General features: G+C 33.0%; 19 protein-coding genes. 14 read left to right on the forward strand and 5 right to left on the reverse strand.

Annotated elements, in window-relative coordinates:
* Positions 1 to 49: 49 nt before the first annotated feature.
* Both AC0N0V_RS05930 and AC0N0V_RS05935 read right to left on the reverse strand, forming a co-directional pair.
* On the reverse strand, positions 50 to 1,540 hold the full coding sequence (locus AC0N0V_RS05930; RefSeq protein WP_474462689.1) for a multicopper oxidase domain-containing protein: 1,491 nt from the start codon (positions 1,538 to 1,540) through the stop codon (positions 50 to 52).
* A gap of 796 nt (positions 1,541 to 2,336) precedes the next feature.
* Complete coding sequence (locus AC0N0V_RS05935; protein WP_474462691.1) at positions 2,337 to 2,723, reverse strand: hypothetical protein; 387 nt, start codon at positions 2,721 to 2,723, stop codon at positions 2,337 to 2,339.
* A 442-nt stretch (positions 2,724 to 3,165) separates the two neighbouring features.
* Between AC0N0V_RS05935 and AC0N0V_RS05940 the strand changes: the two genes are divergently transcribed.
* From AC0N0V_RS05940 to AC0N0V_RS05990, 11 genes are all read left to right on the forward strand, one after another.
* Complete coding sequence (locus tag AC0N0V_RS05940; protein ID WP_474462692.1) at positions 3,166 to 3,945, forward strand: short-chain-enoyl-CoA hydratase; 780 nt, start codon at positions 3,166 to 3,168, stop codon at positions 3,943 to 3,945.
* A gap of 139 nt (positions 3,946 to 4,084) precedes the next feature.
* Positions 4,085 to 4,930: a 3-hydroxybutyryl-CoA dehydrogenase gene (locus AC0N0V_RS05945; RefSeq protein WP_474462693.1), complete on the forward strand. Its 846-nt coding sequence runs from the start codon at positions 4,085 to 4,087 to the stop codon at positions 4,928 to 4,930.
* Positions 4,931 to 5,041: 111 nt separating this feature from the next.
* Positions 5,042 to 6,220, forward strand: a complete 1,179-nt coding sequence (locus tag AC0N0V_RS05950) for an acetyl-CoA C-acetyltransferase (protein ID WP_474462694.1) — start codon at positions 5,042 to 5,044, stop codon at positions 6,218 to 6,220.
* Positions 6,221 to 6,359: 139 nt separating this feature from the next.
* Positions 6,360 to 6,782 carry a MaoC family dehydratase gene (locus tag AC0N0V_RS05955; RefSeq protein WP_474464461.1) on the forward strand — a complete coding sequence of 141 codons (423 nt, stop codon included), beginning with the start codon at positions 6,360 to 6,362 and terminating at the stop codon, positions 6,780 to 6,782.
* A gap of 216 nt (positions 6,783 to 6,998) precedes the next feature.
* Complete coding sequence (locus AC0N0V_RS05960) at positions 6,999 to 8,138, forward strand: acyl-CoA dehydrogenase (protein WP_474462695.1); 1,140 nt, start codon at positions 6,999 to 7,001, stop codon at positions 8,136 to 8,138.
* Positions 8,139 to 8,150: 12 nt separating this feature from the next.
* Positions 8,151 to 8,930, forward strand: a complete 780-nt coding sequence (locus AC0N0V_RS05965) for an electron transfer flavoprotein subunit beta (RefSeq protein WP_474462696.1) — start codon at positions 8,151 to 8,153, stop codon at positions 8,928 to 8,930.
* A 92-nt stretch (positions 8,931 to 9,022) separates the two neighbouring features.
* Positions 9,023 to 10,027 carry an electron transfer flavoprotein subunit alpha/FixB family protein gene (locus tag AC0N0V_RS05970; RefSeq protein ID WP_474462697.1) on the forward strand — a complete coding sequence of 335 codons (1,005 nt, stop codon included), beginning with the start codon at positions 9,023 to 9,025 and terminating at the stop codon, positions 10,025 to 10,027.
* A 259-nt stretch (positions 10,028 to 10,286) separates the two neighbouring features.
* On the forward strand, positions 10,287 to 11,996 hold the full coding sequence (locus AC0N0V_RS05975; protein ID WP_474462698.1) for a sigma-54 interaction domain-containing protein: 1,710 nt from the start codon (positions 10,287 to 10,289) through the stop codon (positions 11,994 to 11,996).
* Between the two features lie 583 nt (positions 11,997 to 12,579).
* Positions 12,580 to 14,130 carry an acyl CoA:acetate/3-ketoacid CoA transferase gene (locus AC0N0V_RS05980; protein WP_474462699.1) on the forward strand — a complete coding sequence of 517 codons (1,551 nt, stop codon included), beginning with the start codon at positions 12,580 to 12,582 and terminating at the stop codon, positions 14,128 to 14,130.
* Positions 14,131 to 14,391: 261 nt separating this feature from the next.
* Positions 14,392 to 15,786: a GntP family permease gene (locus AC0N0V_RS05985; protein ID WP_474462701.1), complete on the forward strand. Its 1,395-nt coding sequence runs from the start codon at positions 14,392 to 14,394 to the stop codon at positions 15,784 to 15,786.
* 275 nt (positions 15,787 to 16,061) lie between these two features.
* Positions 16,062 to 18,080, forward strand: coding sequence for a methyl-accepting chemotaxis protein (locus AC0N0V_RS05990; RefSeq protein ID WP_474462702.1), 2,019 nt, complete (start codon positions 16,062 to 16,064; stop codon positions 18,078 to 18,080).
* Positions 18,081 to 18,200: 120 nt separating this feature from the next.
* Here AC0N0V_RS05990 and AC0N0V_RS05995 read toward each other — a convergent pair whose 3' ends face one another.
* Complete coding sequence (locus tag AC0N0V_RS05995; protein WP_474462703.1) at positions 18,201 to 18,539, reverse strand: hypothetical protein; 339 nt, start codon at positions 18,537 to 18,539, stop codon at positions 18,201 to 18,203.
* Positions 18,540 to 18,884: 345 nt separating this feature from the next.
* On the opposite strand from AC0N0V_RS05995, the gene AC0N0V_RS06000 reads away from it, so the two are divergent.
* Positions 18,885 to 20,609: a sigma-54 interaction domain-containing protein gene (locus AC0N0V_RS06000; protein WP_474462704.1), complete on the forward strand. Its 1,725-nt coding sequence runs from the start codon at positions 18,885 to 18,887 to the stop codon at positions 20,607 to 20,609.
* Between the two features lie 347 nt (positions 20,610 to 20,956).
* Positions 20,957 to 21,898, forward strand: coding sequence for a 3-hydroxyacyl-CoA dehydrogenase family protein (locus tag AC0N0V_RS06005; RefSeq protein ID WP_474462706.1), 942 nt, complete (start codon positions 20,957 to 20,959; stop codon positions 21,896 to 21,898).
* A gap of 143 nt (positions 21,899 to 22,041) precedes the next feature.
* Here AC0N0V_RS06005 and AC0N0V_RS06010 read toward each other — a convergent pair.
* Positions 22,042 to 23,384 (reverse strand): IS3 family transposase gene (locus AC0N0V_RS06010; RefSeq protein WP_474464388.1). Its coding sequence is split into 2 segments (ribosomal slippage): positions 22,042 to 22,974 and positions 22,977 to 23,384, totalling 1,341 coding nucleotides; the frame shifts between segments, so codons are not numbered across the junction.
* 296 nt (positions 23,385 to 23,680) lie between these two features.
* Here AC0N0V_RS06010 and AC0N0V_RS06015 point away from each other — a divergent pair.
* Positions 23,681 to 23,965, forward strand: coding sequence for a hypothetical protein (locus tag AC0N0V_RS06015; RefSeq protein ID WP_474462707.1), 285 nt, complete (start codon positions 23,681 to 23,683; stop codon positions 23,963 to 23,965).
* 129 nt (positions 23,966 to 24,094) lie between these two features.
* On the opposite strand, the gene AC0N0V_RS06020 is transcribed toward AC0N0V_RS06015, so the two are convergent.
* Entirely contained in the window at positions 24,095 to 24,658 is a 564-nt protein-coding gene (locus AC0N0V_RS06020) for a DNA-3-methyladenine glycosylase I (RefSeq protein WP_474464463.1), read from the reverse strand.
* Positions 24,659 to 24,811: the final 153 nt, after the last annotated feature.

A 24,811-nucleotide genomic window follows, 5' to 3' on the forward strand; every position in this document is an offset into this window, starting at 1 on the left:
TAAGAAGTAAAAAAGCTCCTTAACTGTTACTTGTCGACTGTCTTAACTCCTAAAAGAACTCAAAATCATCATCCTCATCCCTATCCTTCCCTTTATCAGTAACTGTATCAGTCTTATCAGGCGCGTCTATTTGAATAAAAGTAAGCTGTCCACCAGGATATACACCATTGTTGGTAACTTTATAGTCATCATGATTATGCATAGGATAAAACTGGGGAAAGAAATTATCGTTAGGATCATTCCTACCTTGAGCACAAACTTGTAAGTAATTTATAAAATTAGGATTTGGATATTCTACAGGTTCTGTAGGAATATCCAGAATTGATTCAGGATGATGTTTATATAAGGATTTTAATTGACTATATAAATAAGGAATTCCAGGGAAGCCTTTATCTATATAATTTTTATATTCCAATCTCTTATCATCAGCAGATACAATTAAATCATAAGTTTCACCAGCGGCAATAGAAGCTGTAAAGGCCATTTCACGAAGTTGATCTTCAGATTCTTTTAGATTAAGAAGTGCATTTAATTTTAAAAATTGATTTAAGTTTGCATCTTTTCCCGCTATCATGAAGTGCCAACCGTGGAGATGCCAAGGAACAACCTGGTAGCCTATATTAATCATTCTTAGAAGAAATTTTTCTCCGGTTTTAACATGAACATAAGATTCATAATTTAATTCTCCTATGTCAGGATTAATTTCATTTGGTGTTAGGTGATGGTGGCGTAGTGTATCGGGAAAAGCTCTTCCATTAACTATCCAGTAATCAGGTTTATAATCAATTGGATTAAAGTCAGCATCAGTTAGAACACTGTTGTGCCATTTAGAGTCTATATCAGATAAAATCATCACATATTCCTTGTCGAAATAGGTACAAATATTTTCATAAGCAAAGTTTCTATTTGTAGCTGTTGATGGAATATGCTTCTGAGGGCGTCCATTAAAATACCACCTTCCTGATTTACTCTTTCTTATTCCAGCTTCATTTAAACTTTTCATAGATGGATAAGTAACTAAAGCTCCGTACATACCCATTTGTATATGCTCTGAGGCTTCAACATGACAATGATACATATAGGTCCCACAATTCATTGCCTTAAAATAATATGTGGCTACAGGAGGGCATTCCTTGGTTTTTTCCCACATCGGAACTCCAAAAGAGGTTTCCGGTATACCATCAACTTGAGTTGCAGCATGAGCTCCATGAATATGAACAGTATGAAAGTCTGTTAGGTCTGGTCGATGTCTCATGCCTAAATTTATAAGTGTAACGAATATATCATCATCTACTTCACTCAATATCAATGGGGAGGGTATGGTAGCTGTTCCTCTTAGATTCTTGTACTTGGCCCAGTTTTGTGGGTTTTGCCAATTTAAGTTTGGATTTACAATTTTGTTATCTACTTTAAATAATCCGCCTATAAAACCAAAAACATATGTGTTTTTTAAGTCTTGCGGTTCAGTACATAATTCTGAATTCGTAGGTAAATCTATAAAACCATCTGTTGCAAACAAGACATAGTGCCTTAAAGACATATTAAAAACACCTCACTTTTTACGCTTATTGATTATAATTACTTTTTTCATAGTTTTATAATATTCTTTTATGAGAAGTAAGGTTACAAATAAGAATAAAAGATCGGTGTTGTTTATCTAGAAAGTGACACATATGTAGTAAAAGAAGCAGGCAAGAACGTTAAGTCCTGTACCTGCTTCTAAGGTCTCATAATGTATATATAGGGGGAGGAGTGTTTACATTAGCAAAGAAAAATACTAATAATCTGATAAAATCAAAGTTATCTGTATATAACTTGTATCCACTAATACGTATTTCTCCTTGATATTTATTATTATATAGTAGTTTAAGTAAAATTACAAGTATAAGTTTATCATTTATATACAATTTTAATAAATTATAAAGTAACTAACTTCAATTAATAACATGCAAAGCTATCTACCTTTCTGAGGTCTACTTCAAAGTGACTCCAAGTGACTCCATCCCACCGCCAACCGGCAGTATGTCCGCCCCCTATAAAAGTAACATAAGCCCAAAATTCGATACCATCTCTAAACCATAAATAGATATTTTTAAATAGGCATAATCTTAATGGTTTATCGTTAATTCCAATCCCGGTCATTTCAAGATAACCGTTAGCTTGAGATTTTTGTGGAATAAAACTTGGTGGAAAATCACTTGGAGGTTTAGAAAGTAAGTCTCCAATTGTACCACCTACAGGTGGAAAGCAGTTAGGCCCTCATCTCATCAATAATTGTGACCTCGACTGAAAAAATTCATTATTTCTACTCATTGCTAATCCCGCCTCTACATAAGCTAAAAGCAGCCAAAACCGTGTACTGCATTAATATTTAGCCTAAATTGAATCCAACTTGTACCAGACCACCTCCAGCCACCAATAGAGTTATTATCTACGTAGGTTATCCATGACCAAAAACCCGACCCATCTTTGAGCCATATATATACATACATAAACATGCAAGTACTAAATGTGCTAGGATCTACAGTTAAAAAAAAGCCAGTTCCAGCACCCATATGCTGAAATGTTGCCTGTGTTTCTGACGGTATGAAAGGAGGTGGAGGGCCAATAGGTACCATAAGCTGTGGCACACCTGTTACTCCTGGTGCTGTTGGTAATACACCGGTATCAAAATTTTGACGATAACAATTATTAAAAGGACAATTCAAATAGCTAAAACACATTCTTATACTCTCCCTTAAAAGATTACACTACATATTATGTTCTTAGTAAGTAAAAGGTTATTATTTATTTAATTTACTGAAAGAATTCTTCTTTTAAAAATTGTAAAAAAAATATACATGTAAAAGTATTAGACAATTGTTAAAAATGTTGTTTTATATACGAAAAAATATGAAATGAAAAAAGTGTGTATAAATAATAGACAGATAAATTTGAGTAAATGACTTAGTATTAAGTCATATAATCTTTTATTAAGAATATTATATTATAACTTATGCTTTATTAATGAAATTAAGGTTTTAATTAAACATAAGTATTTTCAATGGCTGTAAGGATTTAATTAATCAGCAATTAGCACGAAAAGTACCAATTAATAAATGTATTTTTTTTAACAACCAAGGTGTGGCACGGTAATTGCTATATAAAAGAGTGGGGGCGATGAATATGTTAAATAAAAATATCACGTTAGAAATACAAAATAATATTGGGATTTTAAAATTTAACAGACCTTCTGTTTTAAATGCTTTAAATAGTGAGGTTCTAAACGAGCTTGACGAAGCTTTAGACCAAATAGAAAAGGATAACAGCATTTATGTATTAGTAATAACAGGTGAAGGTAAAGCTTTTGTAGCTGGAGCTGATATATCTGAAATGAGAGATAAAACTGCTGATGAAGGTAGAAAGTTCGGAGAGCTAGGATTAAAAGTATTTAGAAAAATAGAACTTATGGAGAAACCAGTAATAGCAGCAGTTAACGGATTTGCATTAGGTGGTGGATGTGAACTTGCTATGAGTTGTGATATAAGAATAGCTTCAGAAAAAGCAAAATTTGGACAACCTGAAGTAGGTCTTGGAATTACACCAGGCTTTGCAGGAACTCAAAGACTTGCACGTTTAGTAGGGCTAGGAAAGGCAAAAGAATTAATATTTACGGCAGATATGATTAATGCATCAGAAGCAGAGAAATTAGGTCTTGTTAACAAAGTTGTAGCACCTGATGAGTTAATGAATGAAACTTTGATGTTAGCGAATAAAATTGCTTCAAAAGCTCAAATAGCTGTAAGATATTCAAAAACAGCTATAAATAGAGGAATCGAATGTGATATTGAAACAGGTATGGCAATTGAAAAAGACTTATTTGGTTTATGTTTTGCAACAGAGGATCAAAAGGAAGGTATGACAGCTTTCTTAGAAAAGAGAAAACCAAGTTTTACAAATAAATAACGTATTGTAAAAGGTTTTTAGTAGTAACTCTGATTGTAATAAAATTCTAATAACCACGTTACTTGTAAGAATTAATATTACGATTAATTAATTCTATAGTTATAGACTTATATAAAAGAATTTCTTAGGGGGAAGAGGAATGAAAGTATTTGTTTTAGGCGCGGGAACTATGGGATCAGGAATAGTTCAGGTATTTGCTCAATCAGGTTTTGAAGTAATAATGAGAGATATAGAAGAGAACTTTGTACAAAGAGGACTTTCAGTGATTACTAAAGGTCTTGAAAAGGCTGTTCAGAAGGGAAAAATGACTGAAGATGCTAAAAATGAGATTCTTAGTAGAATATCTATAACAACAGATATGAATTTAGCAAAAGATGCTGACTTTGTTGTGGAAGCTGCTGTTGAAAATATGGCAATTAAGAAAAAAATATTTGCTGAGTTAGATGGAATATGTAAACCTGAGGCTATACTTGCTACAAACACATCTTCACTATCAATCACAGATGTTGCAAGTGCTACTAAAAGACCGGATAAAGTCATAGGCATGCATTTCTTTAACCCAGTTCCAGTAATGAAGTTAGTAGAAGTTATAAAGGGAATTGCTACTTCAGAAGAAACTAAAGATACAGTTGTTGAGATTTCGAAGAAGCTTGGAAAAGATCCAGTAGAGGTAGAAGAAGCACCTGGCTTTGTAGTAAATAGAATACTTATACCTATGATTAACGAAGCTGTTGGAATATTGGCAGATAAAGTTGCTACTGCTGAAGATATTGACTTAGCAATGAAACTAGGAGCTAATCATCCAATAGGACCTTTAGCTTTAGCTGATTTAATTGGTAATGACGTATGTTTAGCAATTATGGAAGTACTATATACAGAGTTCGGTGATTCTAAATATAGAGCACATCCATTACTTAGAAAAATGGTTAGGGCTGGTTATCTAGGCAGAAAAACTGGAAAAGGATTCTACGACTATACAAGATAACCTTAGATATGAGAGGTTTTACGTTTAATAGAAATTTAGTGAATTAAAGTAAGGTTATTTTAACCTTCTGTGGGTATATATAGGATTAATAAAAAGTAATGGAGGTAAACAATGCGAGAAGTAGTTATAGCAAGTGCGGTTAGAACAGCAATAGGTTCTTTTGGTGGGAGTTTAAAGGATGTAGCAGCAGTTGATCTCGGAGCTATAGTTATAAAAGAAGCACTAAATAGAGCCGGAGTAAAACCAGAACAAGTAGATGAAGTGATTATGGGAAACGTATTACAAGCAGGAATTGGTCAAAATCCAGCAAGGCAAGCATCTGTAAAGGCTGGTATTCCAGTAGAAGTATCATCCCTTACAATAAATAAAGTATGTGGTTCAGGATTAAGAGCAGTTAGTTTAGCGTTCCAAATGATACTATCAGGCTATAATGATATAGTTGTAGCTGGAGGAATGGAAAACATGTCAAGATCTCCATACATATTAAATGATACAAGATGGGGACAAAGAATGGGTGATGGAAAGCTAGTAGATAGTATGATTGTAGATGGGTTATTTGATGCTTTTAATGAATATCACATGGGAATGACGGCAGAAAACATAGCAGAACAATGGAATTTAAGTAGAGAAACGCAAGATGAATTTGCTTTAAGATCACAACTAAATGCAGAGAAGGCTATAAAAGAAGGAAAATTTAAAGATGAGATAGTTCCAGTACTTATCCCTCAAAGAAAAGGGGAGCCAAAAGTATTTGAACAAGATGAATTTCCTAGATTTGGGGCGACTTTAGAAGGGTTGAAGAAGTTAAAGCCAGCATTTAAAAAGGATGGAACTGTAACAGCAGGTAATGCTTCTGGTATAAATGACGGAGCAGCAGCTCTAGTTATAATGAGTGCAGAAAGAGCGCAAGAGCTAGGAATTAAGCCATTAGCTAAAATAATATCTTTTGGTTCAAGAGGGGTAGACCCTTCAATAATGGGATATGGACCTGTGCCTACAGTTAAGGCTGCTTTGGAAAGAGCAAACTTAAAGATTGAAGATATTGATTTAATAGAGGCAAACGAAGCCTTTGCCGCTCAGAGTTTATCTGTAGCAAAAGATTTAGGATTTGATATGGATAAGGTTAATGTAAATGGAGGAGCAATAGCACTTGGTCATCCAATAGGGGCATCAGGAACTAGAATATTAGTTACACTTATTCATGAAATGATGAAAAGAGATGCTAAAAAAGGCCTTGCAACCTTATGCATAGGTGGAGGACAAGGAACAGCTATTATAATTGAAAGATAATAATAGTTAAAGCTAATAGTTAAAGGGGAGTACAAGCTGTGGACCTCTACTCTGGCTGTGGACTTAGAAACTCTTTAATTTAAATATATTACTACTAAAGTCTCGATTATTTCGGGTAAAAACTGGAGGGAATAAAATGATAGTTGGAAAAAGCATAAACGAGATAAAAATCGGAGATAAAGCTTTTGTAGAAAAAACAATAGGTGAATCAGATGTTTACTTATTTGCAGGTATAACTGGAGACCTTAATCCAGCACACGTAAATCAAAAGCAATCAGAGCAAACTATGTTTAAAGGTAGAATAGCTCATGGAATACTAGTTACTGGATTAATTTCAACTTGTTTAGGAATGTATTTACCAGGGCCTGGAACAATATATATGGGACAACAAGTTAAGTTCACTGCTCCAGTTCATATTGGAGATACAATAAGAGCTGAAGTTGAAGTTATAGAAATGAATGTTGAAAAGAACAGAATAAAATTAAAGACTACATGTGTTAACCAAGATGGTAAATTAGTTATTGATGGAGAAGCAATGGTTATGCCTCCAAAAAAAGCATAATTTAAATAAATTAAGCTGAATTAAAAGACTATTAATCAATTAACTAATAAACTTAGCACCCACTAATTTAGACTGATAATTCAAAATAGCTTTTATTTAAAAGCTATTGAAATAGAGGTCCTAGGATGCTTAGGTGCTGATAAGTTCTAATATAGAAATAAGTTTGTGTATTAACAAACAAAGTGTATAATTTTAATTAAAGTAGGAGGAGTAGTTATGAATTTTGCGTTAACTAAGGAGCAGCAATTAGTACAGCAGATGGTGAGCGAGTTCGTAAAAAACGAAGTTGCACCAATAGCAGCAGAAATTGATGAGACAGAAAGATACCCAATGGAAACAGTAGAAAAAATGGCTAAATACGGGATAATGGGTATGTCATTCCCTAAAGAATATGGTGGATCAGGTACAGATTACTTAAGCTATATAATGACAGTTGAAGAGCTTGGAAAAGCTTGTGCAACATCATCAGTTATACTATCAGCACACGTATCTCTTTGTGCAGCACCAATATTTGCATATGGTACAGAGGAGCAAAAGAGAAAGTACTTACCAGACTTATTAAGCGGTAAAAAGATAGGTGCATTTGGTTTAACAGAGCCTAATGCTGGAACAGATGCTGCAGGACAACAAACTACAGCTGTTCTTGAGGGAGACTTCTATAGACTAAATGGTTCTAAAATATTTATAACAAACGGTAAGGTAGCTGATACATTTGTAATATTTGCTATGACAGATAGAAGCAAGGGAACAAAAGGAATATCAGCATTCATAATAGAAAAAGGAATGCCAGGCTTTAGTATTGGTAAAGTAGAGGACAAGTTAGGAATAAGAGCATCATCAACAACTGAGCTTGTATTTGAAGATGTTATGGTACCAAAAGAAAACATGCTTGGGAAAGAAGGAAAAGGCTTTGGTATAGCAATGAAAACTCTTGATGGAGGAAGAATTGGTATAGCAGCTCAAGCACTCGGAATAGCAGAAGGCTCTTTAGATGCAGCTATTTCTTACATGAAGGAAAGAAAACAATTTGGTAAGCCAATTGCAAGTTTCCAAGGTTTACAGTGGTATATAGCTGATATGAAGGTTAGAGTAGAGGCAGCTAAATTAATGGTATATAAAGCAGCATACTTAAAAGACGCAGGACTTCCTTATGGAGTAGAGGCAGCAGAAGCAAAACTATATGCTTCAGAAACTGCAATGTTTGTTGCAACTCAAGCTGTTCAAATTCTTGGTGGATATGGATATACTAAGGACTATCCAGTTGAAAGAATGATGAGAGATGCTAAGATAACTCAAATCTATGAAGGAACTTCAGAAGTTCAAAAAATGGTTATAGCTGGTAATGCATTAAAATAGGAGGTAAGGTAAATGAATATAGTTGTTTGTTTAAAACAAGTTCCAGATACAACAGAAGTTAAAATAGATCCAAAGACAGGAACCCTAATAAGAGATGGTGTTCCATCAATAATAAACCCAGATGATAAGAATGCTTTAGAAGAGGCATTAGTAATAAAAGAAAATAGTGGTGCTAAGGTTACAGTAATAAGCATGGGACCTCCACAAGCAGAAAAGGCTTTAAGAGAAGCTTTAGCAATGGGAGCTGATGAAGCAATACTTATAACTGACAGAGCTTTCGCAGGAGCAGATACATTAGCTACATCTCATGCCCTTGCTGGTGCATTAAGAAAGTTAGAGTATGACATAGTATTTGCTGGAAGACAAGCTATAGATGGAGATACTGCACAGGTTGGACCAGAAATAGCTGAACACTTAGGAATACCACAAATAACATATGTAGAAAAAGTGGATATAGATGGTGATAAATTAAAGGTTAAAAAAGCTTGGGAAGATGGTTACGAAATAGTAAGCGTAAAAGCACCAGTTCTTTTAACAGCTATAAAAGAGTTAAATGAGCCAAGATACATGCACATGGCAAATATATTTGATGCATATAATAAAGAAGTAAAAATATGGAGTGCAGCTGACATAGAAGTTGATAAGGTTTTTCTTGGACTTGCTGGTTCACCAACTAAAGTTAAAAAGTCTATGACAAAGGAAGCAAAGGGTCAAGGAGAAATAGTAAACAAGCCTGTTAAAGAAGCAGTAGAGTATGCAGTTTCAAAGTTAAAAGAGAATCACTTCATCTAAGCAGACATCCAAAATCTTTGATTTTGTGATGGTCGCTTACTCATCCGACGATAGGAGGAGGAGTTTCATAAAGAATTTAGGAGGAATTGAATATGAACATATCAGAATATAAAGGCGTTTGGGTATTCGCTGAGCAAAGAGATGGAAAGCTTCAAAAAGTATCATTAGAGTTACTTGGAAAAGGTAGAGAATTAGCAGAGAAGTTAGGAGTAGAGCTTACAGCACTTCTACTTGGAAACAACATAGATGACGTTGCTAAAGAGTTAATTGCATATGGAGCAGATAAGGTAATATATGCTGAAAACCCACTTTTAGCACACTATACAACAGATGGATATACAAAAGTAATCTGTGAGTTAGTTAACGACATAAGGCCAGAAGCAATACTTGTAGGAGCTACATTTATAGGAAGAGATTTAGGTCCAAGAGTAGCAGCAAGACTTTCAACAGGACTTACTGCAGATTGTACATCACTTGATATAGACCCAGAAAACAGAAATCTTCTTATGACTAGACCGGCATTTGGTGGAAACCTAATGGCAACGATAGTATGTGGAGATCACAGACCACAAATGTCAACTGTAAGACCAGGCGTATTTGAAAAGTTAGCTAAGGATGCAAACAAAACTGGGGAAATCCAAAAGGTTGCAGCTCAAGTTTCAGAAACTGATATAAAAGTAAAAGTAGAAGAAGTAGTTAAGCTTGCTAAAGACATAATGGATATAGGAGAAGCTAAGGTTCTTGTATCTGGTGGAAGAGGAATCGGAAGCAAAGAAGGCTTTGATTTACTTAAAGAACTTGCTGATGTACTAGATGGAACAGTAGCAGGATCAAGAGCATCTATAGATAATGGATGGCTTGATAAAGCATATCAAGTTGGACAAACTGGTAAAACAGTTAGACCTGACTTATATATAGCTTGTGGAATATCAGGAGCAATACAGCACTTAGCTGGAATGCAGGATAGTTCATACATTATAGCTATAAACAAGGATGCAAATGCAGCAATCATGAAGGTGGCTGACCTTGCAATAGTAGGTGACTATAAGAAAATTATTCCTGAGCTTGTAGCTCAAATAAAAGAAAAGAAAAATTAGTTTAAAAGCTTCAATTTTTTCAACATCTTCTTTCAGAAGACTGAAAAAATTGAAGCTTTTAAGTTTGAAAAGTAAGATAACAAAAGGAGAAATATACTTGCAAATTCTGTCGTTTTATGTATTAATACAATTCTTATATTCTCTTAATAAATATAGTATAATTTATTTAAAGAAACAATATTAGAGTGGATTGTTAAATATGTGACAAAATAACCGTAAAGGTGTTACTGTTTTGTAATTTCTATAGGGGTGATATATTATGTTATTGGAAGCAAGTTTTAAGTTAATAATGGAGAATATAAATGAAGCGTTAATTGGAATTGACAAGGAAGGTAGCATATTTGTTATAAATAAAATGGCAGAGGAATTACTTGGAATTGATGCTAGTAATGATTTAGGTAGACAAATAGAAGAGGTTATACCTGCAACATATCTTCGACGGGTAATAGCAAATGGTAATAAGGAGTTGACTCAGAAGTTCTTTTTTAATGAAAGGGAGTTTGTAACAAGTAGAATACCTATAGTTATCGATGGACAAGTTGAAGGGGCAGCAGCTATCTTTCAGGATGTAACAGTTCACAGAAGAATGCAGGACGAAATGAGTGCTGATAAACTATACATAGATATTTTAAATACAATAATGAACATTTTTAATGAGTGGGTAGTTGTAATAAATGAACAAGGAATTATAACTATGATGAGTAAATCTTATAAGGAATTTCTAAGTTGCAACAATCCAGAGGGTAAGCATGTTGTAGAAGTTATAGAGAATACTAGAATGCACAAGGTTTTGGAAAACGGCAATATGGAAATTGCTGAAGTTCAAGAGATAAAAGGAAATAAGATGGTTGCAATGCGTGTTCCTCTAAAGAAAGATGGAAAAGTTATTGGAGCTGTAGGAAAAGTTATGTTTAAAGATATTAATGATTTTCATTCCGTAAGTAAAAAACTAAATAATCTAGAGAAAGAAATTGAATTTTATAAAAATGAACTTGGAAAAGAAAGAAAAGCAAAGTACTCTTTTGAGAATATTATAGGACATTCAAATAAAATTGAAGAGGTAAAAGACCTTGCAAGAAAGGTTGGGAATACAGATTCAAATGTATTAATAATTGGTGAAAGTGGAACAGGAAAAGAATTATTTGCTCATTCAATTCATAACTCGAGCAAGAGGTATTTAGGTCCATTTGTAAAAATAAATTGTGCGGCTATTCCAGGGGAGTTATTAGAAGCAGAGTTATTTGGGTACGAGGAAGGTGCATTTACAGGAGCTAAAAAAGGAGGTAAAAGAGGGAAATTTGAACTAGCTAATGGGGGAACTATATTTCTAGATGAAATAGGAGATATGCCTATAAGTATGCAAGTTAAACTCTTAAGAGTTATACAAGAAAAGGAAATTGAGAGAGTTGGTGGAAACGTATTAAAAGAAATTAATGTTCGAATAATTGCAGCTACAAATAAAGATCTTGAAGGATCCGTTAAAGAAGGAGAATTTAGAGAGGATCTTTACTACAGGCTTAATGTCATGAAAATTGTATTACCTCCCTTAAGAGAAAGAAAAGAAGATATAGTACCCTTAGCAAATTCCTTAAGGGCTAAAGTTGCAAATAAACTAGGTATTTATGTTGAAGGAATATCAAAGGAGGCCTTTGAATGTTTAGCCAACTATGATTGGCCAGGAAATATAAGAGAATTAGAAAATATTATTGAAAGAGCAATCAATCTATTAGATTCAGACTTAGTTATAAGACCACACCATCTTCCAGAAAGGCTAACTAAAAATAAATTTAAGAAGTATGTTACGGAAAGTAAATACTTAAAAGATATAGTTGAGGAAGTTGAAAAGCAGGTAATTCATGATTGCTTGATGAAGAATGAGTGGAATAAAAATAAAACAGCAAAAATACTGGGGATAAGCAGAGCAGGACTCTATAAAAAAATTGAAGAATATAAATTAGAAAATATATAAACAGAGTGTGATGAGAGTATTAGAGCGGGTAGTCATCAGATAAATATGATAAAGAAAAAGACATGTTAATTGTGCATGTCTTTTTTCTCTGTGATGCAACATAAGTGTTAGGGGATATGGTATAAAATAACACTTCATGGAATGAATATAGAATGATTTGTTAAATTAATGTTAATCTAATATACTAAATATGTGCATATAAAATGAGTGATAAATAAGTTTAAGTGAAATAACAACAGTAAAAGTATATAGTTAGTTAGGTAATATAGAAAATATTAAAAGGATTATTTGTTCTTGTGTACAAAAAGTTTACATGTAAATAATATACGCAAGGCTGAACATTAGATAATTGAACAGTTACAAGTTAAAAAAGTAACAAGTGTATATAAAAAATACATCCTCGATTAAAATGTAATTTATATTTTAATCAAGGGTATACATTATAGGCTTTAAAAACCTTGATTCTACTGGGATTTATAAGAAATTTTGAATTTTTGATTAATTAAAAAAATATGCTTATCATTGGCATGAATTTTGCTTTATATAGTATAACAAAGGAATACTATATAAGGAGGAATATAAGATGAAATCTAAGGTAATGACAAAAGAGCAAGCTATAGATTTAATCAAAGATGGAGATACCGTTGCTGTTGGGGGATTTATTGGATGTGGACATCCAGAAGAAATAACATTAGAAGTAGAAAAAAGATATTTAGAGAAGCAGACTCCAAAAAACTTAACTTTAGTTTATGCAGCTGGACAAGGTGATAGTAAAGATAAAGGCTTGAATCATTTTGGTCATGAAGGGTTAGTATCAAAAGTAATTGGAGGTCATTGGGGACTAGCACCAAAGCTTCAAAAATTGGCTCTAGAAAATAAAATTGAAGCTTATAATTTACCTCAGGGAGTTATATCACATTTATACAGAGATATTGCTGCTGGAAAGCCGGGAACAATTACTCACGTAGGGTTAAAAACCTTTGTTGATCCAAGGATTGAAGGTGGAAAATTAAATGAAGTAACAAAAGAGGATGTAGTAAAAGTTATAAATATTGAGAATAGAGAATACCTGCTTTATAAAGCTTTTCCAATAAATGTTGTTATATTGAGAGCAACTTATGCAGATGAGGATGGTAATGCCACTTTAGAAAAAGAGGCAGCAACGCTTGATGGTACTGCAATGGCTCAAGCTGCTAAAAACTCTGGAGGAATAGTAATTCTTCAAGTTCAGAAGGTTGTTTCTAAAGGATCTCTTGATCCAAGAAAAGTTAAAATTCCAGGAATATATGTAGATGCTATAGTTGTAGCAAATCCTGAAAATCACATGCAGACTTTCGGAGAAGCTTATAATCCATCATATAATGGTGAAGTTAAGCTTCCAGTGGATGCAATAGATTCACTACCACTTGATGAGAGAAAAGTAATAGCTAGAAGGGCAGCTATGGAACTTGTTCCAAATGCAGTTACTAACCTCGGCATAGGTATGCCAGAAGGAGTATCTATTGTCGCTAATGAAGAGGGAATAGGATCAGAAATGACTTTAACTGTAGAAGCCGGTGGAATAGGTGGAGTACCTGCAGGTGGATTAAGTTTTGGTGCATCTACTAATCCAGAGAGTATACTAGACCAAGCTGCTCAGTTTGATTTTTACGATGGCGGTGGACTTGATGTTGCATTCTTAGGTCTAGCTCAATGCGATAAGGTTGGTAATGTAAACGTTAGTAAATTTGGACCTAAAATCGCTGGTTGCGGCGGATTTATTAACATAACTCAAAATGCTAAAAAGGTAGTTTATTGCGGAACATTTACTGCAGGTGGATTAAAGGTAAAGGTTGAAGATGGTAAATTGATAATAGAAAAGGATGGTAAGTTCAATAAGTTCTTAAATAATGTTGAACAAATAACTTTCAGTGGAGAATATGCAGCTAACATTGGACAACCTGTACTTTATATTACTGAAAGGGCTGTATTTAAATTAACTAAAGAAGGCTTAGTGTTAGAAGAGATTGCACCAGGAGTAGATTTAGAGAAAGATGTCCTTGCACATATGGACTTCAAACCAATAGTATCTTCAGAACTTAAGGTCATGAATGAGAACATATTTAGCGAAGGATTAGTTGGAATAACAATTTAGATAAATAGAGTTAAAAGTTCTCTATTAAATAACAACAGAATAATTTAATCTGTTGCGCTAGTTAAGGTATATAAATATAAAGTGAAACCTGAATCAGATGGGGCTTTAACTCCACCTGATTCTTAGCTAAACCAATCCAGGGACGTAGCCGCTCGAAACGTACTGTCTAAAGAACAGGGAGTATTAGAGCGGGTAGTCATCGGATAAAAAAATGAACTGGCGCAGCAAATTAATTTTAAATATTAACGGAGGTGTTGTAAAATGGCAGTATTAGGTATCATATTAAGTTTAGCATTATTAATGTTCTTGGCTTATAAGGGATTCTCAGTTATCTTCTTTGCTCCAATTTTTGCACTATTAGCTGCTTTATTCTCAGGACTGGCACTTATGCCAACATACACGGAAATATTCCTACCCAACTTAGGTAACTACGTTAAAGTATATTTTCCGTTCTTCTTATTAGGTGCAGTATTCGGAAAAGCTATGGAGCAATCCGGTGCAGCAAAGTCAATTGCTAAAGCTATCGTTGAAAAATTAGGGAAAGAGAGAGCAATACTATCAGTTGTACTATCAGCTGCTATCCTTACATATGGTGGGGTAAGTCTTTTCGTTGTTGCTTTCGCAGTATATCCTTTCGCAGCTTCAGTATTTAAAGAAGCAGATATTCCAAAGAGACTTGTTCCTGCAACAATTGCTGTAGGTGCTTTCACATTCACAATGGACTCCCTACCAGGAACACCACAGATTCAGAACTCAATACCAATGAAATTCTTTAATACAGACTTATATGCGGCTCCTGTATTTGGTACACTTGGAGCAATCATAATTCTAATTGGTGGAGTAGCTTATTTAGAGTGGCGTAAACGTAGTGCTCAAGCAGCAGGTGAAGGTTATGGAGACAATCATACAAATGAACCTGTGTTAGTTGAAGATACTAGTTTACCAAATCCATTATTAGCAGCAATACCATTAATCTCAGTTCTTGTAGTTACTCTTATTCTACAAAAAGTAATCTTTCCTAATTGGGATATTATGGCTTGGGTAACAAAAGCACCATACAATATTCCAAAAACAGGCGTTGTAGGTTCAATGAATAACTGGGCACTTATTATTGCACTTGTGTTTGGTACTGTTCTAGCATTTGCTATTAATCCAAAGCGTGTTAAAGGTAATCTAGCAGCAACAATAAATGCTGGTGCTATCGGTTCATTACTTGCTGTTATGAACACTGCATCAGAGGTTGGTTTTGGTAATGTTATTAAGACTCTTCCAGGCTTCAAGTCTATAGCCAATGCTTTAATAAGCATAAATCCAAACGGCAGCCCGTTATTATCTGAAGCAGTAAGCGTAAACGTACTTGCTGGTGTTACTGGTTCAGCATCAGGCGGAATGAGTATTGTACTTGATATGTTTGGTAAGCAATACTTAGAGTGGGCACATAGAGTTGGTGTTGATCCTCAGTTACTTCACCGTGTAGCTGCTATGGCTTCTGGTGGTATGGATACACTACCTCACAATGGGGCAGTTATTACACTACTAGGAATTTCAGGGTTAACTCATAAGCAATCATATAAAGACATATTTGTTATCACACTTCTTAAGACAGGAACTTGTTTCCTTCTAATATTACTACAAGGAATTTTCCATTTTGTTTAATAAATTTTGAAACAAATAAGTTTTTAATTCAATTAGAAAAGAGACAAGATACTATGTTAAGTACTTGTCTCTTTTTTATAGAATGTAAAATTTAAAGGAATGGCCTTAATTTTGGAAGACGATACCATACAGAGTCGAATAAAGTAAATGTAAGTCGAGTTTTTTATAGCATTAGATAGGAATCAGTATAGTAGAAACACTTTAGAAGATTGCTAAATGTTACGAAAATAACATATAGGACTTATTACGTAATTACTAAGAAAGAAGGTGTACTAATGCTAATACGAAAAAAATTACCTTTATTTATTGCCTTGCTTGTTGCAATACCTTTGATAATTACAAGTGCAGTTGTGGAGGTATATACTTCTAAAGCGCTACAAAGTGATGCATTAAGTAAAATTTCAACTAACAATAATTTGGGGGCTGAGAATATTAATTCTCTTATTCTTTCTGAAAAGAAGGAGGTGGAATTGCTATCTGAGCAAAAAGACATTGTAGAAATATCAAAAGTTAGAATGTCAAATATGGGAGAAGATTTTTTTGATAAATATATAAACCATAAGGCTTTTGATATGTTAAAAACTAGAGCGAGCTATCTTAAGGATCACGAACATTTATTTGTTATTGATTCAAATGGAGAAATATTTGCGGATAGCAATAAGGATTCGTTAAAAATAGACCTGAAAAGTAGAAAGTATTTCCAAGATGCTATACAAGGAAAAACAACTATTAGTGATACTTTAGTTTCAAAGGCAAATGGAAAGACAATTATAGTTTTTGTAGCTCCTATAAAGGATGAAAACGGGAGTATTATAGCCGTAATGGCGAACTCAGTTTATACTGAATACTTTACAAATAAGTTAATGGGGTTAAAGTTAGGAAAGACAGGTTATCCATATGTAGTTGATAAGACAGGAATAATAATAACTCATCCAATAAAAGAAAAAATAAATAAACCTGTGGAAAATGATAGGATAAAGGAGGTAGTTTCAAGAGCTAAAAATGGTGAAGTGATACAGTCTATTACCGGTAGCTACAACTATAATGGGGTAGAGAAATATATGTCCTATTCAGTGATTCCAGAGATAAACTGGACTTTTGTAACGACTCAGGATGTAAGCGAAGTAGAAGAAAGTGCATCAGTACTATTTAGGATTATTCTTATAACTACTATTTTATCTTTAATTTTAGCAATTATAGTAGGTATACTGATATCTAAAAGAATAACATCGCCTATAAGTAAGTTAATGAATTTAATGGACAAAGCTTCTAATGGTGATGTAACGGTTATTTCAAATATTGATTCTAAGGATGAACTTGGTAACTTAAGTATCAGTTTTAACAAGATGATGAATAATATTAAAGGTTTAATATTAAATATTGATCAAGCAATTGATGTTGTATTAAATAGTGTTGATAGGCTTACGGATGCTTCTGATGAAAGTACAGAGTCTATCACTAATGTATCAGATGCCATTGAAAATATTGCATTAGGTGCAGGGCAGCAATCAGAGCAAGCAGAGGCAACATATAAAGTTTCAGAGGATTTAGGAAGTTTAATTGATAAGGCAGCATTGTCAAATAAAGAGATGCAAGAGTATTCAATAAGTATAGATAAATCAAAGGATATTGGCAAGAATACAGTAAAGAATTTAATGGAAAAAACATATAAAGGAACAGAACTTAGTAAGGATTTAGCAGCTGCAATTGATAGTTTAAGTGAAAAATCTTCTAATATAAAAAATATAATAGAAGCTATAACTACCATATCTGAACAGACAAACCTTCTAGCACTTAATGCAGCTATTGAAGCTGCTAGGGCGGGAGAACAAGGTAGGGGTTTTGCTGTAGTTGCAGATGAGGTTAGGAAGTTAGCAGAACAATCAGGAGATGCGGCGAAAGAAATAAGAAATATAATTTTAGATATACAAAATGAAGTTAATTATGCAGTAAAAACGGCTAGAGATGTAAGTATTTCTATTTCAGAACAAGTGACTGCTGTAGAAAGTACTCAAAATGTATTTGATATTATATCAGAAAAGATAAACTCTATAACAAATAAAATTAATGAAGTAGATACCGTATTTACTTCCGTTGAAAAAGGTAAAAATGAATTAGTAGCTTCAATTCAAAGTATTGCAGCTGTGTGCGAAGAAACGGCGGCTTCCTCTGAAGAGGTGTCTGCTTCTACTCAACAACAGATATCTGCAATAGGAGCAATAGCTGACCAAGCATTAAATTTGAAAGATCAAATTGAAAAGTTAGAAAGGTCGGCTAAAGTATTTAAGCTATAGTCGTTATCCAGGGACGTAGCCGCTCTTTACTCGGGAGTATTAGAGCGGGTAGTCATCGGATAAATAAGGATAGCTAAACTTGTTTAAGGTGGCTATCCTTTATTTATTTCAAGCAGCACATTAACTATACACACTTAAAAATAGATTTTTTAGTTCCTTAGTTGTTTTATCGTTTTCACACCCTGATAAAACATTTATTAGTGGAAAAATATCTTCATTTAAGTCTTCCTTATTTCCTTTTCCTTGCAAGTAGTATTCAAATATAGTAGAAATCAGCCGATCCTCACAACTTATTATATTTAAATAGTAGTTTCTAGTACGGAAGACGGAATCATTTCTTGAAATTCTTTGAAAAACCCTAAAAGCACAATCCAATGCTACTACGAAGCCATTATAACTAGTTTTTTCGTATAACTTCGACAGTAAGTTTTCACCTTTTCTTATCAAATTTTCATTCATATTAAGGCTCATCTCCTAAAAGTATTTATGTTGTATTTATTAAAGTATGTATTATTTTTTATATTTTTATTCTATAGACCATCAAATAAATTGAGATATGTGAGTGTATGACGTAAATTGCTTTCATATATTGCGGCGACAGTATTTGATTTAATTGTAGAAGTAAGTTTATTGGTGACGAGAGATTATTTTTAAAAAATTAGGAATATTATTCCAATTCTTGAAAAATGAGAGTATAATTTAAATGCAAGTGAAAGTGTTTTACCATATTCTATACTTTAAACAGTTAAGTAAAAAATATGAAGTTTTTTACTTCGGTATTTCTTTTTTAGGAGTGATGAGTTGATGTTATTAGAAAAACTTTTTAAATCAATAATGGAAAATGTAAGTGATGGAATATTAGGTATTGACAGGCTAGGAAATTTACTTGTTATAAATAATAGAGCTGAAGAATTATTAGGTGTTAGTGGAAAATACAATGTAGGGAAGCATATAGAAAAGGTTTTACCTAATACAAATTTATCACAATTAATCAAAGATAAAGGCGATAAATTGAATGAAGAGTTTTCTTACAATGAAAGAAAATTCATGGTAAATAAAATTATGATAGGGGAAGATGATAAGATTGAAGGAGGAATATTAGTACTTCAAGATGTGACTACGTATAAAGAACTACAAAATGAAATGAATGAAGATAAATTATACATAGATATTTTAGATACAGTAATGAGTACTGTTAACTCATGTGTTGTTTGTGTAGATGAAAAAGGTATTATAACTATGATGAGTGATGCCTACAAGGAATTTTTAAATTGTGATAGTCCCGAAGGTAAGCACGTTACAGAGGTGATTCAAAACACAAGAATACATAAAGTGTTAGAGACTGGAAATACGGAAGTTGCTGATTTACAGGAAATTAACGGACGGAAGACAGTTGCCATGCGTGTTCCAATAAAAAAAGATGGTAGGGTTGTTGGGGCTGTTGGAAAGATAATGTTCAAGGATATAAAGGATTTTCACTTCTTAAGTAAAAAGCTTAGTAGTTTAGAGAAGGAAATAGAATTCTATAGAAGTGAGCTTTGTAAAGAAAGAAAAGCCAAATATTCATTTGAAGATATTATAGGAACTTCAATTAGAATCCATGAAGTTAAAAAGCTAGCTAAAAATGCTGGAAAAACTGATTCAAATGTTTTAATAGTAGGAGAGAGCGGTACTGGAAAAGAGCTATTTGCACATGCTATTCATAATTCAAGTAAAAGGCGTTTAGGACCTTTTGTAAGGGTAAACTGTGCGGCAATTCCTGCAGAGCTACTTGAGGCTGAGTTGTTTGGTTATGAAGAAGGTGCTTTTACGGGAGCAAGGAAAGGCGGTAAAAAAGGTAAGTTTGAACTGGCGGATGGTGGAAGTATTTTTTTAGATGAAATTGGAGACATGCCTATAGATATGCAAGTTAAGATTTTAAGAGTAATTCAAGAAAGAGAAATGGAAAGAATAGGTGGCAGTGTACTGATAAAACTTGATATTAGAATAATTGCTGCTACAAATAAAAATTTAAAAGAATGCATTGATGACAAAAAATTTAGAGAAGATCTCTACTATAGGCTTAATGTTATAAATATTGGATTACCTCCACTGAGAGAAAGGAAAGAGGATATTCCTATGCTAGCAGATGCGCTTAGGGCAAAGGTTGCAAGCAGATTAGATGTATATGTAGATGGAATTTCTAAAGAAGCAATTAATTGCTTAATTCAATACGATTGGCCAGGGAACATTAGAGAATTAGAAAATGTTATTGAGAGAGCAATAAATTTACTGGATTCAGATTTAATAATAAAACCCGATCACTTACCTGAAAAACTAATAAATAATGAACAAAAAGACTATAGTAATGAGTATAAATTTTTAAAGGATATGATTGAGGAAGTCGAACGAAAAGCTATTCTTCGCTGCTTAAAAGATAATAATTGGAATAAGAATAAAACTGCAAAGTTATTAGGGATAAGTAGGGCAGGGTTATATAAAAAAATTGAGGAGTATAACCTTGAAAGTGGACAAAAAGTATACATGTAATATAAAGATACAGTAATTGGAAAACAAGTTGGAAAGTGCATTTTGATTTATAGGGTGTATACAAATTGTACACCTTATGAATTTACTCTGAAATATATATTGCAATTTGGCTAAATAGAATCAATAATTATAGCAATTAAATTAATTTTATATTACTAAAATAATTTGAGTGAATCCATGAAAATCAGTATATAAAGAAATTAATTTTAATATTCGATTTGACTCACTATAAGTTTCTTTATATCTAAAATACCAGTTGGCATGATATATGCTTCTAAACATAATGAAGGCTATAAAGTTAAAGACGAGGTATACTGAATTAAATTTTAAATATTGGAGTTGATATTATGAAATTTAGAAATATAGCTGTACTTGGCACAGGAACTATGGGGCACGGAATAGTTCTATTATGTGCAAAGGCAGGACTTAATGTTACTATGTATGGTAGGTCTGATGAGAGCTTAGAAAGAGGATTTAATCATATAAAAACTGCGTTAAATAGGTTGAAAGACGAAGGGAAACTAACAGAATCTAAGACTACAGAAATACTAGATAGGATTAAGGGAGTTAAAACTATTGAAGAAGCTGCTAAAGGTGCGGATTTTGTAGTAGAGTCATTAGCTGAAAACTTAGAACTTAAACAGAAGGTTTTTAAGCAGTTAGATGAACTTTGTCAGCAAGATGTAATATTAGCTACAAATACTTCTGGCCTCAGCCCAACAAAGATATCAAAACATACAAAACATCCAGAGAGAGTTGTAGTGGCTCATTTTTGGAATCCTCCGCAGTTAATCCCTTTAGTAGAAGTGGTACCTGGAGAAAAAACTTCGTCAGAAACAATGGAGTTAACTATTGAATGGGTAGAGTTTATTGGGAAGAAAGCAGCTCGTATGGAGAAAGAATGCTTAGGATTTATAGGAAATCGTTTGCAACTTGCTATACTTAGAGAAGCTCTATATATAGTTGAACAGGGATGGGCAAAGCCAGAAGAGGTTGACAAAGCAGTAGAGTATGCTCATGGAAGAAGGCTTCCTGTTACTGGCCCATTGTGTAGTGCAGATTTAGGAGGATTGGACATATTTGATGATATATCTTCCTATTTATTTAAGGATTTGTGTAATTCTACAGAAAAGTCCAAGCTATTAAGTAGTAAAATTGAAAAAGGAAACTTAGGAAGTAAGACAGGAAAAGGATTTTATAATTGGGCACCTGAGTATTTAGATAAAAAACAAAAGGATCGTACTAAGGTATTACTTTATTTTTTACAAAAGGATTCTGAAGAAAAATAGACAATACTAAACATACTTATAATAGAAGTTATCAGATTGCAACTTGAAATGAAACTTTTGCTAAAAATGGGTAAACTGTACCCTTTGTCAAGTACACAATAAAACAGGCTGTTCACCTAGAAATTAATTTCTAGGTGAAATTTTTAATATGGTATAATACCTGTAGTCAAATAACTATAGTATTCATTGGGAGTCATTTTCATAAGATCCCACTGGTAACGTTCATTATTGTAATACTCTATGTATTCATCAATCTCTGATTTAAGTTGTTCAAAGGTTTCACATTGACTAAGATTGAGCTCATCTTTCATATGACCATAAAATGATTCTTGAGGAGCATTGTCCCAACAATTTCCTTTTCTTGACATAGATTGTATAAATCCTTTTGACTTTATCAAGTTTTGAAACTTTCTGCTTGTATAATGGATACCTTGATCTGAATGCAAGTAAGCATCTTTTGATATAACGTATGCTTTATTATCCATCAGAAAATTAATCGTATCTGTTGCAATAGGAAGTTCAAGCGATTCACTTAATACATAAGATGGTATTTGACGTGTGCATCCATCTTTGACAGTTGATAGATATGCGCATTTTCCAGAACCATAGTATATGTAAGTTATATCTGTCAGTAGAACTTTACCAGGCTTACCCACACAAAACTCTCTATTTACTTTATTCCCTACAGCGTGGCTTTTTATAGCTTTACCAATCTTTTTATATGGATTAGGTTTCCTTATAGGGCAACGTACCCCATACTTAGCCATTAGCCTACGAATTTTTTTAAGATTCATATTGATACCAAGTTTCCTGAATAAGAACATTTTTATGCTTCTTGCACCTTTATTTCTGTTTTTGAACTGAAACGCATTTAAAATAAGCTCAAAGTCATTCCTGTCTTGCTCTTCCTTTTTGATTCGGTGATCTTCTCTTTGCAACCATGAATAATAGCCCGACCGTGAGACACCAGCCATTTCGCACATATATTTTATGTCAAGACAACATTTACTTTTTTCTGACAATCTTCTAATTATTTTGTACTTTTCATCTGGTTTAATTTTGAATTGGGCATCACCTGCCTTTCCAATCTTCGTAGTTCCCGCAGAAATGAATTTTCTTGCTTTAGATATTGATTTTGTTGTTTTAAACGCGTTAACTCCTCTTCAATACTTATTTCGCCTTCTAAACCTCTGGTTGTTCCAGAGTTACCTTTTCGTATGTCTCTAACCCCTTCGGGGCGATTTGCTTTTGAACGCCATCTTACACTACAACGATCGATTCGATTTTGTCCTATCATCTCAGGATCAAATCCATTCTCTATAAAAATATCTCTAGGAAGCATCCCCTCATTATGTTCAGCGATAAATAATTCTTTAAAGGCATCTGTATACGTAATTTGTTTTGGAGTAACATTTTTAACATGCATATTTTTGGACAAAATATCTATTTCAGCTTGTATGAAGTCTCTGTTTCTTGACTTGCCCATAGAACTCTCCCCTTTTTTCTTCATTATACTAAATTGTTAAATACAAAAATACCCTGTAAGATAGCACAGCCTCTTTTCTGTGTCTATCTTACAGGGTACAGTTTACCTGTTTTTAGCAAATTATATAACAACTGCTATTTATAGATTAAGTTCAAACTTGCAACCTATAGTCTATTTTTGAGAATTATTATAGTTAAATCATAGATTATATGTATGATATTAATAATACTCACACATTATAATAAATAATATGTAAATAAATATATGTATGAAGGATTAATAGAAAGGAGAAAAATATGAGGAAATCTTTTGTAGTAGGTTCAGCGGTAGCAGTAATTGCATATGTTGTTTCTAGAAAAATGCGAAATGAGGCATTACTTAGATGTTTTACAGACAATCACGTTGAAGATGATGACTATACTTCAATAAGTGAGGAGGATGAGGAAAATACCGCAGTTTATGATGATACTACTAAATTGCTACCATCGAAGTCTAAAGCATTAAAGATTAAAACTACTAATTCACTAATAACTTTGAATCTTAAATGGAATTTTTCTTTTGGAACTAGGCCTTTTAAATAACTTTTTAAATCTAAAGCTAGACTTACACACCGGTATATATAACCAATTCCTAGAAGTCGTTAATTACTTTTAGAAATTAGTTATATATACCTTTGCATAAGTCTAGCTTTGTATTGTTTTATCTAAAGTTTAATAAAGTAGTTGACTGTGTCTAAAGCAATTTGTTATATGATCATTTATTATCCCTGTAGCCTGTAGATGAGAATAAATTATAATTGGTCCTAAAAATTTAAATCCATGTTTTTTCAAATCTTTACTAACTCTATCTGATAGTTCGGTAGTTGCGGGAACTTCTGATATGCTAGCCCAGTTATTTACGACAGGTTTATTATCTACAAACTTCCATATGTAGTTATCAAAGCTTCCAAATTTTTCCTGTATTTTAAGAAACATCTTTGCATTATTAATTGAAGCTTCGATCTTTCTTCTATTTCTTATAATACCTTCATTTTGAAGTAATTCATTTATCTTATCTTCTGAGTATAATGCAACTTTTGCAGCATCGAAGTTATCATAAGCTTTTCTATAATTTTCTCTTTTTCTTAGAATTGTTATCCAACTAAGTCCTGCTTGAGCTGATTCTAATACAAGAAATTCGAAATGTTTTCTCTCATCATGAACAGGCACACCCCATTCTTCATCATGATATTTTATGTAGAGAGGATCAGTTCCGCACCAAGGGCATCTATCCATTAAATTCACCGCTTTCTTTAGTTATTATTTATAATATAGATTATATCATTTAGAACGGTATTTTTCTTAAAACTTTCATTTAAAACACTATACTAGCACCTCTATCATTTTATAACATATAAATATAGAGAATCAATTATAAAGGTTAGATAA

The organism is Clostridium sp. CS1-1, from assembly GCF_056135525.1.

Excerpts from the sequence above, each read along its gene's own strand:
- AC0N0V_RS05930 (WP_474462689.1), bottom strand. The coding sequence starts at position 1,540 with ATGTCTTTAAGGCACTATGTCTTGTTTGCAACAGATGGTTTTATAGAT.
- AC0N0V_RS05935 (WP_474462691.1), bottom strand. The coding sequence starts at position 2,723 with ATGTGTTTTAGCTATTTGAATTGTCCTTTTAATAATTGTTATCGTCAA.
- AC0N0V_RS05940 (WP_474462692.1), top strand. The coding sequence starts at position 3,166 with ATGTTAAATAAAAATATCACGTTAGAAATACAAAATAATATTGGGATT.
- AC0N0V_RS05945 (WP_474462693.1), top strand. The coding sequence starts at position 4,085 with ATGAAAGTATTTGTTTTAGGCGCGGGAACTATGGGATCAGGAATAGTT.
- AC0N0V_RS05950 (WP_474462694.1), top strand. The coding sequence starts at position 5,042 with ATGCGAGAAGTAGTTATAGCAAGTGCGGTTAGAACAGCAATAGGTTCT.
- AC0N0V_RS05960 (WP_474462695.1), top strand. The coding sequence starts at position 6,999 with ATGAATTTTGCGTTAACTAAGGAGCAGCAATTAGTACAGCAGATGGTG.
- AC0N0V_RS05965 (WP_474462696.1), top strand. The coding sequence starts at position 8,151 with ATGAATATAGTTGTTTGTTTAAAACAAGTTCCAGATACAACAGAAGTT.
- AC0N0V_RS05970 (WP_474462697.1), top strand. The coding sequence starts at position 9,023 with ATGAACATATCAGAATATAAAGGCGTTTGGGTATTCGCTGAGCAAAGA.
- AC0N0V_RS05975 (WP_474462698.1), top strand. The coding sequence starts at position 10,287 with ATGTTATTGGAAGCAAGTTTTAAGTTAATAATGGAGAATATAAATGAA.
- AC0N0V_RS05980 (WP_474462699.1), top strand. The coding sequence starts at position 12,580 with ATGAAATCTAAGGTAATGACAAAAGAGCAAGCTATAGATTTAATCAAA.
- AC0N0V_RS05985 (WP_474462701.1), top strand. The coding sequence starts at position 14,392 with ATGGCAGTATTAGGTATCATATTAAGTTTAGCATTATTAATGTTCTTG.
- AC0N0V_RS05990 (WP_474462702.1), top strand. The coding sequence starts at position 16,062 with ATGCTAATACGAAAAAAATTACCTTTATTTATTGCCTTGCTTGTTGCA.
- AC0N0V_RS05995 (WP_474462703.1), bottom strand. The coding sequence starts at position 18,539 with ATGAATGAAAATTTGATAAGAAAAGGTGAAAACTTACTGTCGAAGTTA.
- AC0N0V_RS06000 (WP_474462704.1), top strand. The coding sequence starts at position 18,885 with ATGTTATTAGAAAAACTTTTTAAATCAATAATGGAAAATGTAAGTGAT.
- AC0N0V_RS06005 (WP_474462706.1), top strand. The coding sequence starts at position 20,957 with ATGAAATTTAGAAATATAGCTGTACTTGGCACAGGAACTATGGGGCAC.
- AC0N0V_RS06015 (WP_474462707.1), top strand. The coding sequence starts at position 23,681 with ATGAGGAAATCTTTTGTAGTAGGTTCAGCGGTAGCAGTAATTGCATAT.
- AC0N0V_RS06020 (WP_474464463.1), bottom strand. The coding sequence starts at position 24,658 with ATGGATAGATGCCCTTGGTGCGGAACTGATCCTCTCTACATAAAATAT.